Origin of the sequence: Actinomyces oris (assembly GCF_001929375.1) — a bacterium.
Classification (GTDB): Bacteria; Actinomycetota; Actinomycetes; order Actinomycetales; family Actinomycetaceae; genus Actinomyces; species Actinomyces oris_B.
On sequence record NZ_MSGO01000033.1, the window covers coordinates 18,587 to 30,137 of the forward strand.

Annotated in this window: 11 protein-coding genes; 5 read left to right on the top strand and 6 right to left on the bottom strand. The window is 67.4% G+C overall.

The annotated features are described in order from the left end of the window. Window positions 1-333: 333 nt before the first annotated feature. The 3 genes from BKH32_RS07590 to BKH32_RS07600 all read left to right on the top strand — a co-directional run bounded on the left by BKH32_RS07590 (window position 334) and on the right by BKH32_RS07600 (window position 1,799). A complete protein-coding gene (locus BKH32_RS07590) occupies window positions 334-492 on the top strand; it encodes a hypothetical protein (RefSeq protein ID WP_256691329.1) in 159 nt (52 codons plus the stop codon). A gap of 147 nt (window positions 493-639) precedes the next feature. Continuing rightward, window positions 640-795 (top strand): sulfurtransferase TusA family protein, encoded by a 156-nt coding sequence (locus tag BKH32_RS07595; RefSeq protein ID WP_252862834.1) that lies wholly within the window; start codon window positions 640-642, stop codon window positions 793-795. Window positions 796-818: 23 nt separating this feature from the next. After that, window positions 819-1,799: an aldo/keto reductase gene (locus tag BKH32_RS07600; protein ID WP_075249376.1), complete on the top strand. Its 981-nt coding sequence runs from the start codon at window positions 819-821 to the stop codon at window positions 1,797-1,799. A 79-nt stretch (window positions 1,800-1,878) separates the two neighbouring features. Here BKH32_RS07600 and BKH32_RS07605 read toward each other — a convergent pair whose 3' ends face one another. From BKH32_RS07605 to BKH32_RS07630, 6 genes are all read right to left on the bottom strand, one after another. Beyond that, window positions 1,879-2,208, bottom strand: coding sequence for a DNA primase (locus BKH32_RS07605; RefSeq protein ID WP_075249377.1), 330 nt, complete (start codon window positions 2,206-2,208; stop codon window positions 1,879-1,881). Window positions 2,209-2,280: 72 nt separating this feature from the next. Beyond that, on the bottom strand, window positions 2,281-3,381 hold the full coding sequence (locus tag BKH32_RS07610) for an NAD(P)/FAD-dependent oxidoreductase (RefSeq protein WP_075249378.1): 1,101 nt from the start codon (window positions 3,379-3,381) through the stop codon (window positions 2,281-2,283). 48 nt (window positions 3,382-3,429) lie between these two features. Further along, window positions 3,430-5,481 (bottom strand): M3 family metallopeptidase, encoded by a 2,052-nt coding sequence (locus BKH32_RS07615; RefSeq protein ID WP_075249379.1) that lies wholly within the window; start codon window positions 5,479-5,481, stop codon window positions 3,430-3,432. Between the two features lie 58 nt (window positions 5,482-5,539). Next, entirely contained in the window at window positions 5,540-6,109 is a 570-nt protein-coding gene (locus BKH32_RS07620) for a TetR/AcrR family transcriptional regulator (protein ID WP_075249380.1), read from the bottom strand. Beyond that, on the bottom strand, window positions 6,106-7,077 hold the full coding sequence (locus tag BKH32_RS07625) for a hypothetical protein (RefSeq protein ID WP_430383794.1): 972 nt from the start codon (window positions 7,075-7,077) through the stop codon (window positions 6,106-6,108). Before BKH32_RS07625 ends, BKH32_RS07620 begins: the two co-directional genes overlap by 4 nt. A gap of 112 nt (window positions 7,078-7,189) precedes the next feature. Then, entirely contained in the window at window positions 7,190-8,332 is a 1,143-nt protein-coding gene (locus tag BKH32_RS07630; RefSeq protein ID WP_075249381.1) for a bifunctional GNAT family N-acetyltransferase/nucleoside triphosphate pyrophosphohydrolase family protein, read from the bottom strand. Between the two features lie 119 nt (window positions 8,333-8,451). On the opposite strand from BKH32_RS07630, the gene BKH32_RS07635 reads away from it, so the two are divergent. Further along, on the top strand, window positions 8,452-9,801 hold the full coding sequence (locus BKH32_RS07635; protein ID WP_075249382.1) for a hypothetical protein: 1,350 nt from the start codon (window positions 8,452-8,454) through the stop codon (window positions 9,799-9,801). A 705-nt stretch (window positions 9,802-10,506) separates the two neighbouring features. Then, the gene (locus tag BKH32_RS07640) at window positions 10,507-10,821 is read left to right on the top strand and encodes a hypothetical protein (protein WP_075249383.1); all 315 of its coding nucleotides are present in this window, start codon (window positions 10,507-10,509) and stop codon (window positions 10,819-10,821) included. Window positions 10,822-11,551 lie beyond the last annotated feature (730 nt).

Here is an 11,551-nt window from a genome sequence, read left to right on the forward strand (position 1 = left end):
CGGCTGACAACCGTCGCCACGCACTTCCCAGTTCCTCATGGGGAAGCACATGAATGTCGTCCAGGTCCACACAGCCCGCACCGCCTCGCGCGGAGCCGGCATGTGTATACGCTGCCTGGTTCGGGCGTTCTGAGGCGGTCTCAGACAGATCATTCTCCTTGGCTCCTGGCGCCCCTGAGACGGCGCCTCATCAGCCACGTCCAGCCAGGCCTCCCACCTCACTCCCCCGCCGGATGACGTGGCCTGTGCTGCTGAAGAAGCAGTGAAACCCTCTGGTCACCGGATTCCTCGTGGGTGTCGGCGCTGCCTGGGCCGGCGGCTGCTCCATCGGCAATGCCCTTGGTGCAGACCTCGCTCCTGTCATGGCAGGGCTGGATCGCACTGGTCTTCCAGGTGCTGGGGGTCGGGGTGGCCGCCTGGTTCCTGCTCATCCGTCCCCGGCAGCGTCGTTGCGCCGAACGCGCCGCCTCGCGCGTGCCCGCCACCGTCTGAGGCCTCGCCAAAACCCCGCGACCATCTCGCTGCCCCAACCGCCCCCCGCACCCTCATCACATCGTTTCAAGGAGTCACTCATGCGCACTGTTCTAGAGACCACCGGTCAGGTCTGCCCCCTTCCCCGTCATCGAGGCGGAAGAGGCCATGGAGGAGCTCAGCGTCGGCGACGAGCTCGTCATCGGCTTCGACCGCACCCAGGGGACCCAGACGCTGCCCGCCTGGGCCGCCGACAACGGACACACCGTCACCGAGTTCGAGCGCACCGGCGACGCGGCCTGGACCATCACCGTGCGCAAGTAGCCCGAGCCGCTACGGTTAGGCCTATGGAGCACAGGAGACTCGGCCAGACCGGCCTGCGCGTGTCCTCCGTGGGCCTGGGCACGATGACCTGGGGCCGGGACACCGACGAGCTCGAGGCCAAGGAACAGCTCGACATCTTCCTCGATGCCGGGGGCACGCTCGTGGACACGGCCGCCTCCTACGGCGAGGGCGTCAGCGAGGAGGTGATCGGGGCGCTCCTGCGCGAGCACGTGGACCGCCAGGACCTCGTCCTGGTCTCCAAGGCTGGAGTGCGCACCTGGCGCACCGGGGAGCGGTCCTCAGTGGCCGACGCCTCCCGCGGCTCGCTGCTGGACACGCTCGACACCAGTCTGGCCCGCCTGGGCACCGACCACCTGGACCTTCTGCTGGTCCAGGTGCCCGATCCCAGCACCTCTTTGGAGGAGACGGCCCACGCTCTGAGCCTGGCCGTCTCCTCCGGGCGCGCCCGGTACGTGGGCATCGCCAACCACCCCGCCTGGGCATCGGTGCGCATGCATGACCTGCTCAGCGAGTGCGGCCGGGCTCCGGGGCTGGCGGCCGTCGAGGTGGAGCACTCGCTGCTCTCCCGGGGCATCGAGCGCGAGCTGCGGCCCGCCTCGCAGGCCCTGGGTTTCGGTATCCTGGGGTATGCGCCCCTGGGCAGGGGCGTGCTCACCGGCAAGTACCGGGCGACGATTCCACCGGACTCACGGGCCGCCTCCCCTCACCTGCGCTCCTACGTGTCCCCTTACCTGGGCGACTCGCACCGGGGCGTGGTCGAGGCCGTGGCCACTGCCGCCTCGGGCCTGGACCGAAAGCCGGTCGAGGTCGCACTCGCCTGGGCCCGCGACGCCCCCGGGATCGCCTCGACCATTGTGGGCGCCCGCACTCCGGCTCAGCTCCAGGGTGTGCTGTCGGCCGACGACCTGGAGCTCCCGGTTCAGATCCGCCACGCCCTGGACGAGGTCACCTCTGTGCAGCTCGGCTACCCCGAGCGCTTCTGAGCCGCGAGGCAACGCGGGGGCCGCACACATCGTGTGCAGCCCCCGCTGCTGAAGAGAGGAATGACCGAGAGAGCGTCAGTCAGTCCTCGTCGTCATAGTCCTCATCATCGTCATCATCGCTGTCGTCGTAGTCGTCGTCCTCGTCGTACTCGCTGTCGTCGTAGTCCTCATCATCGTCATCGTCGTCATCGTCGTCCTCGTCGTCGCCATCGGAGTCGAAGGCCTCGAAGGGCAGCTCGATGCCGTATGCGGTGAACAGCGAGTCGTCGTAGGTGAAGAAGGCGTCCTGGAGGGCGTTCTCGGCCGCGACCACGGCCGGGGAGAGCTCGTCACCGGTCGCGGCAGCATCCAGGTGCGCCTCGAAGGCGGCGATGAGTCGGTTGAGCGCGGACCGCGGATCGTTCGTCATGTGGGACACACTACCGGCTATCCCCCGCACAGCGCACAGGCGGACGGCGTTGCAGGGCCGCGTCGTGCCCGATCAGGCCTCCGGATCGATTCCCAGCTCCTGACGGATGAAGCCCAGGAAGAGGTCCTCCCCCTTGATCTTGCTGGTCTCCTCGGGGCCAACGACCACGCGCACACCGTCGCGCAGGATCTGGGAGGCACCGCCGTCGGGCCCCAGGGGCAGGATGATCCGCTCGGTTCCGGGAGTGTAAGTCATGGCGGGCTCACGGCCGGCGATGATGTCGGCGATGTTGCTGGCGACGACCCGGGCATGGGCCCGGGCGGCGTCGGCGCGCTTGGACTCACGCACATCGGTGATGTCACCGATGGCCCAGACACCGGGGTGGTCCACCACGCGCAGGTACTCGTCCACGCGGATCGTACCGTCGTAGTGGCGCACCTCGTCGTAGTCCTCGCCGAGGAATCCGGTGGCGGCCGCCGAGCCGTAGGCGCGGAACCACATGTCGGCCTCAAGCTGGCGCCCGCCCTGGGTGGTGACCCGGAAGGGCGAGAGCACGCCGACGTCGATCGGGGGAAGGAAGCTGAGGGAGTCGCCGGTGAGGATCTCCACCCCGCGCCGGGTGAGCTGGTCGGAGATGGCCTCACGGATCTCCGGCTTGTAGTCGCCGGCGGGAAGGATCCTGTCAGAGGCCTCCAGCATGGTCACCTTGACGTCCGGGAAGGCCGAGGTGATCTCACCGGCCAGCTCGATACCGACGGCGCCGCCGCCCACGATGAGCACTCGCGAGGACTGCTCGAGGTTGGAGTGAACGCGCTCGATACGGGCCTTGGCGATGACGGAGGAGGACTCCATGTGCTTGGCGGGGAAGGGGTAGGCGGTCCCGGTGGCCAGCACCAGGTAGTCGGCCTCGATCTGCCCGTGACCGGAGACCTCGACGGTGGCGCCTCGCACAGTCAGCACCGTTCCGTGAACGACGCGCCCGTTGGTCAGAAGCCGGTCGTAGGGCAGGAAGATCTTCTCCGCCCAGTCACGGTCGACCGCCGCGCGCAGCGCCGCGGCGTGGCTGACGAAGGTGTCCTTCTGCTCCACGAGGGTGACCTCGGCGACGTCGTCGAGGGCCTTGGCGGCAGTGATGCCACCGTATCCACCGCCGACGATGGTGACGCGAGCCATATTATGTTCCTTCCGGTGATGAGAGGGAGAAGATGCGAACCGCGTCCATCAGGCCAGTCCGCGACGTTGAAGAAGGGGCAGGATGCCGGGGTCGCGCCCGGTGAAGGCACGGTAGGAGGCCAGAGGTTCTCGGGAGTCGCCACGGGAGAGGAACTCGCGGCGGAAGATCTCTCCGGCCCGACGGTTCAGGCCGAGGTCGCCGTTGATCGCACCATCAGTGGTGAACCACTCGATGGCGTCGGCATCCATGACCTCACTCCAGATGTAGGCGTAGTAGGCCGCGCTGTAGCCCCCGGCGAAGACGTGGGAGAAGTAGGTGGTGCGGTAACGGGGAGGCACGAGCGCGTCATCGACTCCGGCCTGGGCCAGGGCCCGGTGCTCGAAGTCCTCCACCTCGGCAACGTCCCTGGGAACCTCACCGGGGGCCAGAGTGTGCCAGGCCTGGTCGAGCAGGGCCGCCCCCAGGTACTCGGTGGTGGCGTAGCCCTGACCGAAGGTGCCCTGGCCGCGCAGCTGCTCGGCAAGCTCGGGTGGGAGGGGCTCACCGGTGTCCACGTGGCGCGCGTAGGAGGCCAGCACCTCGGGGTGAAGCGCCCACTTCTCGTTGACCTGACTGGGGAACTCGACGACGTCGCGGGGCACGGCGGTTCCGGAGGCCGAGGGGTAGCGGGTCTGGGAGAACAGGGCGTGCAGGGCGTGCCCGAACTCATGGAAGCAGGTGATGACCTCGTCCCAGGTCAGCAGGGCCGGACCGGAGGCGGGCTGCTCGATGTTGCAGCAGTTGATGACGACCGGTTTGCGGCCGGTGAGCGCTGAGCCGGTGACGAGGCTGTCCATCCAGGCGCCGCCGGACTTACCTGCCCGGGCGTAGTAGTCGCCGATGAACAGGCCCAGAACCGGCGCCTGCGAGTCCTCGCCGTCGCGCACCTCCCAGACCTTCACGCCCGGGGCGTACATGTGCTCCGCCAGGTCCTCGCGCTCGTGGAAGGTAATGCCGTAGAGGCGGTTGGCGGCGTAGAAGACCCCCTTGGTGACAACGCTCCACAGCTCCAGGTAGGGGGCCAGGACCTCGTCGTCGACGCCGAAGCGCTCCTTGCGCTCGGCAGCCTCGTAGAGGGGCCAGTCGGCGGGGCCGAAGGCCTCACCCGCCTGAGTCTGCGGGTCGAGGTCCATGCGGGCGGCATAGACCTGAGCGTCTGCGCGGGCATTGGCCATGGCCGGCGGCGTGAGCCGGCCGAGCAGCTCCGAGACCGCCTCGGTGGTTCGAGCGGCCGACTCCGCGGCCACGAGGGCAGCGTGGTGCGGGAAGCCCAGGAGGGCGGCCCGTTCGGCGCGCAGCAGGGCGAGCTCCAGGACGATGCCGCGCGTGTCACCGAAGACGCCCTGCTTCCCCAGACCTCGACTCATGGACGTCTCCAGCAGGGCGAGCCTGGTGCCGTGGGGTCGGGTGGCGGCCAGGGCCGGGGGCACCGTGACATTGGTGACTCCGGCGGCGTGCATGGCCTCGGTGGCCAGGACGGAGAAGCGCATCTTGAGCGCATTGACGCGGGCGTTGATCTCCTTGAGCGCGTGCGTGTCCGCCTCGTCCAGGCCGACGCCGTTGCGCTCGAACTCCTCGACGGTCAGGCGGATGAGGCGGGCGGCCTCGGCGTCGATGACGGTGCCGTCGGCGTCGCACGCGTCCCGTCCTTCAGGGACTGCGGCCACGAGGTCGTCGAGGACCTTGAAGCGATGGTAAAGACGTGAGTCGAGGTGATAGGCGTCGGAGTGGGCCGCCAGCTCGGGGGCCAGGGCCTCCTCGAGCTCGTCGAGGTCCGGGCAGTCGGTGGCGGAGGTCAGAGCGTCCAGCACCGTCAGCGCCCGCTCCAGCAGCTCACCGGATCGTTCCAACGCGTCGACGGTGTTGGCGATGGTGGGTTCGTCCCCGTTGGTGGCGATCGCCTCCCACTCCTGGCGCTCGGCAGCCATCCCGGCGCGGATGGCGGGTTCGATGTCGGCGTGGTCCACGGCCGTGAAGCCGGGCAGGCCGAGGTCGAGCGGCCATGGCTTGGCGAAGACGTTCGACTCCGGGAGGTCGGTAGCGTCGGTGGTCTCGCTCATGGGCCCATCGTGCCATGAGCCCAGGGCATCTCAAGCACAACGTGCAGACATTCGTGGGTCATTGGTCCTTATCGGACGGCTTGAAGAGCTTCTGGTCAGGCGGGTTTCCCACCACCAGGGACACGATGAGGTCGGCGATGGCGGGCTCATCGGGGTTGCGGCGGCGGCTGTCGACAGCACGGTTGGCCCACCATCCGTCCACGGCCAGCAGCGCCACACGTTGCATCGGGGTGAGCTCGGGAACCTCGCCGACCCACTCGTCGCGCAGCGCGTCCCAGGCGTTCTTGATCGTCTCGGCCTGGGGTGTGGTCGAGAGCATGAAGCTGACCTCTCCGGGGAGGATCTCTCCGTCGAGGACGGAGCGAGTCAAAGCCTCGATGCGCTCGGTTTGGCTCGCTTCCTCCAGCGGCTTGCCCAGTGCTTCCAGCGCCTCGGCCCGCCACCGCTCCCGGAAGGCCGCAGCGATGCCCTCCAGGAGCTCGGTCCTGGTGTGGAAGTGGTAGATGACTCCACCTCGGGTCAGTCCGACGTGCTCGGCCAGGGCGTCGAAGGTGAGGGCATCGAAGCCTTCACGGTGGGCGAGCTCGAGCGCCCCGGTGATGATGCGGTCGCGTTTCGAGGTTCTCATGAGGTCTCCTCACTGGTCTCACTCGTCGCCGGAACGTGGCGTGCGGCCATGACGCCCGTGCCCAGGAGGATGACGGCGGCGATGACCGCCGTGGCCTGCATGGCGCAGGTGAATGTCTCTCGGGCCTGGACCATCAGCTCGGCCTGCCCGGAGTCGCCCGGGTCGATGGCGCCCGCCAGGGTGGCCAGGGACTGCTCGGCGGCGTCGGCCACGCGCCCCGGAAGTCCCGATGGCACCCGCCCGAGCAGCAGCCGGTAGCCGACATCCTGAATCGTGCCGAGCACCGCGATCCCCCGGGCGACGCCCAGCTCGAGACCGGTCTCGGAGATGGCGGAGGCCGCTCCTGCCCGGTCCGCCGGCACCGCCCCCAGAACCGCTCCGGTGGAGACCGTGAAGGCCAGGCCAATGCCTGCGCCAATGATGAGCAGACCGACGCAGATCACCACGATTCCACCGTAGGACTCCCCCCAGCGCGACCACAACCAGCCCTGCCGCGGCCACAAGCAGGCCGCTTCCGAGCGCCCGGCCATTGCAGAGCCGGCGCACCACCGCGGCGACGACCGCGACGACGACGATGGAGGTGGCAGCTCGGTCAGACCCGCTCGGAGCGTGGAGTAGCCCCGGACGAGCTGGAGGTACTGGGAGAAGAAGTACAGCAGGCCGGCCAACGCGAAGATCGCCAGGACAGTGGCCGCAATCGCCCAGGTGAATGCGGGGCGCAGGAAGAGCTCGATGTCGATCAGCGGCGTGGCCAGCGTGCGTTGACGCCTGATGAACAGCCATCCGCCGACGAGGCCACCCACCAGCGCAACGCCCGCGATGACGGTGAGGCCATCGTGGGCGAAGGACTTGACGGCGTAGGTGATCGGCACGATCCACAGCAGCTGGCTGGCCGTTGGACTCAGGTCCGCACTCAGCGAGGGGATGGCCAGAGCCAGCACCGTGGAGTCGATGGCCAGCAGGGTCACGGCCAGGGTCAGGACGGCCAGGGCTGCCCAGGCACGAAGTCCAGGAGTACGAGCCGCAACCAGAACTGTACTATACGCACAGTATAGTTATGGGTGCGGTGAGGGGATCCTTTCAGCGCAGGCGGCGACGGCGCAGCACTGCCTCCACGTTCGGAGGGAAGTAACCCGGTCCCTTGAGGACCTTGCCGTCCTCGCGGTAGATCGGCTTTCCGTCAGCGCCCAGCTTGGACATGTTGGAGCGTTGCACCTCGGCGAGCACGGCCGCCAGGTCGATCCCGGTCTCCAGGGCCATGCCGTATATGACGTAGATGAGATCCGCCAGAGCGTCGGCGGCCTCGACGGTGTCACGAGCACCGTCGTCGGCAGCCACGGCGCGGTGGTAGCTCGACTCGATCTCGGTGCGCGCCGCCTGCCCGTAGACGGCTCCGACGAGCTCAGCGAACTCCTCGCCGATGAGACTCATGCGCATGCCGAGGCTCTCGCGCTCGAGGCTGGCGCCGTCGGTCTGGACGGGAAGTCCGTAGATGTGGTGGAAGCGGCGCACGAGGGCCTCGGGGTCGTCGCCTTCCCGCTCTCCGACGCCGTCGTGCGCCACAAGGGGGAGGACGCCGCCAGCGTCAACGGGGCCGTCCCAGGGAGCTTGCGGCACGCGCGGGTCCTCGGGCAGCAGGGTGGCGATCCAGCCATCATGGAGGCAACCGTCATTGGGCAGGAAGCGGCGCACTCTCCCTTCCCGCTGGAAGCCGAGTGACCAGGCCACCTTCCAGGAGGCCCAGTTGGGCACCGGCCCATGGCTCGTCTCGTGAATGTTGCAGCGCCACCGCAGGGCGGACAGGCTCAGGGGGCCGTTCGGGTCGAAGGCCGTATCGATGAGGGCGGCGACGGCGCGGGTCATCGTGCCGCGCCCGCGCGCGGCGGCGGCGAGCCAGTAGCCGATCTCCCCTGTCCGAGCGTCGTCGGGACCGCTCAGGGTGATGCCGAGCATGCCCACGAGGGTCGCAGATGCGCCGTCGTCGCAGGCCTCGCGAACCGCCCAGGTGAGCTCACGCCCCTCGCTCCAGCCCTTGGCCACGACCTGCTCGACGAAGAACTGTGCGTCACTGCGCTGGTAGCTGCGGGGGACGAAGGTCCACTCCTGAATGTCCGCGTCCTGGCAGATCTCGGTGATGCGGTCGAGGTCATCACCGGTCGGGACCGACAGGACAAGTGCAGGCAGGTCGCCGTCAGCAGCAACGGTCATCTCAAAGGAGTCCATGGAGGCCGATGCTAACGCCTCTCCCTCCCCTCGCCCTTGATGAGCCGCTCGAATTCCTCTCCCGGGTCATTTCATGCGCCTATGCTCAAGGGCGACGTCCCCCAACGAGAAGAGCCTGAGTGACTACCGCCCCCGCACCTGACAGCCGACGCCATGGCCCCACCATTCCCCGCTGGATGCTGCCCTCGGTGCGAGTACGCAGGCGCGGCGATGTCATCACGGTCGAGCAGCGGGTCCCCTCCCGCGTGGAGAGCATTCGCACGATCAGCACCTCCGACTCAGCTCATCGCGGCTACGTGGAGCACCATGACATTCCGAGCTTCGAGTCCGGCCTGGGGTCGCCAACAGGTCTTGCCCTCGTCAAGGAGCGTCTGACCATTCCGGCCAGTGCGGCAAGTGAGCAGCAGGTTCGTCAAGCCGTGGACCATGCCGTCGCCGCCTACGACCCGGGTACGGCGGCACTGTCCGTTCAGCTCAGCAGGGGCGCGCTGCTGCGGCTGCTGCAGACCGTCGCCTCACTGGGGCTGGCGGGAATCGGCCTGTACCTGGCCATCTCCTTGCACCGAAGCACTTCCATCGCACCCCCGGGCGGCCCCTTTGCCGGCCTGCAGAAGCTCTTCATGATTCTGCCCGGCTTCTTCGTCCTCGTGGCACTCGCTATCGCGGTCACCTGCGCTCGCGCCGCGTGGGTCCTGCGCACTCCAAGGTTCGTGGCCGAGGAGCAGTGGGGGCTGCTGCGTCAGACCCTGACCCAGCTGGCAGGGCAGGAGCCCGGCTCGTCACGCCCCCTGGACATTGAGGCGGGCCTGCGCCGGGATCTCGTCACTCACCCGAACGGAGTCTCTCTCAGGCGAGGAGTCACCCGTGACGGACGTATGGGTCCTCCATGGCCGGACGCCTACGACGTCGCCAAGCGCGTCAGGCAGGGGCGGCGCGCCCTCGTCGGCATGACCATCTTCGCCTCAGTGTTCCTGACCGCGGGGGTCTTGATCTTCCTGATGTTCATCGCCGCCGGGCAGTTCACACTCATTCCCCTGCTCTTCGGCGTCAGCGTTTTCGGCGCGATCCTCTCTTACTCCGCCAAGCGGTGCGACCGTCTCCTCGTCTCCTATCCCAGCACGATGCCCGCAGGGGAAGAGCCGCAGAAGATCAGCTGGGAGGATGTCGACACCGCCTCCTTGCCCGCATGGTGCGATGCGCGCCGGCGCGAGCGCTACTGGAACCTTGCTGCGATCGTGTTCCTGGTTGAGTTCGTCGTGACAGTCCTCACCATATTCGCATCTGTGATGCTGAATCAGACTGTGCTCTCGACCAGCTCCTCCTCGCTGGAGGCTCACACCCACGCCCTGATATGGAATTCGGTCCTTGCACTGGTCGTCATCGCTGCGGCACTCGCCACCGTGGTGATCGGCAGGCACTGGATACAGCAGAAGGACAGTGAGCTGCGCCATCAGGCAGGACTGACCTGAGTTCTGCCCAACCCCACGGAGACAAGCCCGCATGTGTATGCCCGGCCCTGTGCCTGCAAGTCGTCACCATGCCCCACGATCGCACGCTGTAAGCTCCTCGCGGTACGAGTACGTCAAAAAGGCGGCGTCGTCACAGTCGAGCAGTGGGGCCCGGGGACGTGGGGCAGGTTGGCCATGGTCGGCTTCGGAGCCTTCTTCTCCCCCCACCGCTCCTGCCTGCCGGATTCATCGTCCTGGGCGTACTCATCACGGTCATTGGGTTCCGGAGCGCCTGAATTCTGCGCACGCCGGACTTCGTCGCCGAGGAGCAGTGGCAGCTCCTGTGCTCAGTCCTCACCCGGATGACCGGGCAGCAGCCGGGATCGTCGCGCCCGCTCGACGTCGAAGCGGGGCTACGCCCCGATCTCATCACCCGCCCTCATGGTGAGACACGCAGGCGGGGAGTCACTCTTGACGGCTGTATGGGGCCGTCCTTGCCCGACGCCCACAGTGTCACCAGGACCATCAGAAGAGGCAGACTCAAGGTTCTTCTCACCTCATCCCTCATCATCATGATCGGCTTTTTCTACGTCTTCAGGGTGAGTCTCTTAGTGTGGTGGCAATTCCTGCGGGGCTTCCCTGGCCGGTGTGGCTGCCTGAGATCAGTAGAGGGGGCATCGTGGGACCCGGATTCTCGACCAAGATTCACCAGGAGGTACTCCCACGATGCCCAGTGACCAGTGGGCCGTCTCCGTCCTGATTCAGGAAGTCCTGTCCGACCCGGACCTGGCCCATGATGACGTCTTCCGTCGTCTGCTTCAGGCCGGCTTCTGGGTCCTGTGCGCGGCCGGAGGCGTTCTGGTCTTCATACAACGCCATTCAGAACACTCAACCGGTGCTTCAGCGGTCTCAGCATCGTTCCTGAGTATCCCCGTGCTCATCGGACTCACCGTGATCGCCACGGCCACGACCGTTGTCGTCAGTGTTGTCTGGGCGAGCAACCGGGACGACGACGCCTCTGTGTTGTCTCATGACTTCTGAGAGTTTCGGACGTCATGACATCGCGGAACACCGCTTAAATACGTCTGCCAGATGGGAGAGCTGCGCTTCGGCCTGTCGGAGGGGAGCTGCCCCGGTCACTCCGGTGGCTGCCGGCGTCATCTGATGCACTGCACGAGGGTGGGGTGCTACTGGAGGAGGGCCGGGGGTACTGCGGGTAGGTGGGGCCTTCGTGCAGTACGCACACCCCTTGGCCAGTGGATCCCGCCCCTCGTGCAGTAGGCCGACTCCGGGCGGACCTGTGACGGAGGCACCGAGCTCCACCAAGAGCCCCGGACTCACTCCCGCGCGGCCCGGTGTCCACCGCGCTGACATCAACGATCCAGTCATCGAAGCACCCCGTGGGGATCGTTGGAATCCTGCGGCTGATCTTCGGCGTGCGGCGCCGGTGCGCCTTTGATGTCAGCACCATGGACACCAGCGACCCGCCAAGACCTGCCAGGCCTCTTCCCTCAGCCAACCGCCCGCCCCGGCTTCCCGTCCAAGCGAGCGTCTCAGAAGTCATGACACTCACCCTCCGTGCCCTGACTGGCGAGTTCGTGGGTTAGCCCGTGTGTTCGGGGGTTAAGGGGCTCTTCGTGTTTGAGGGTGTGGTAGGTGGGGCTTATCGGTTGGTTTAGGTGGTTGTTGTCAGGTGGTCTTTGAGGCGTCCGGTGTGGATGAGGCTGCGGATGGTGTAGTTGGCCAGGTTGCGGAATCCCAGGGCGATGCC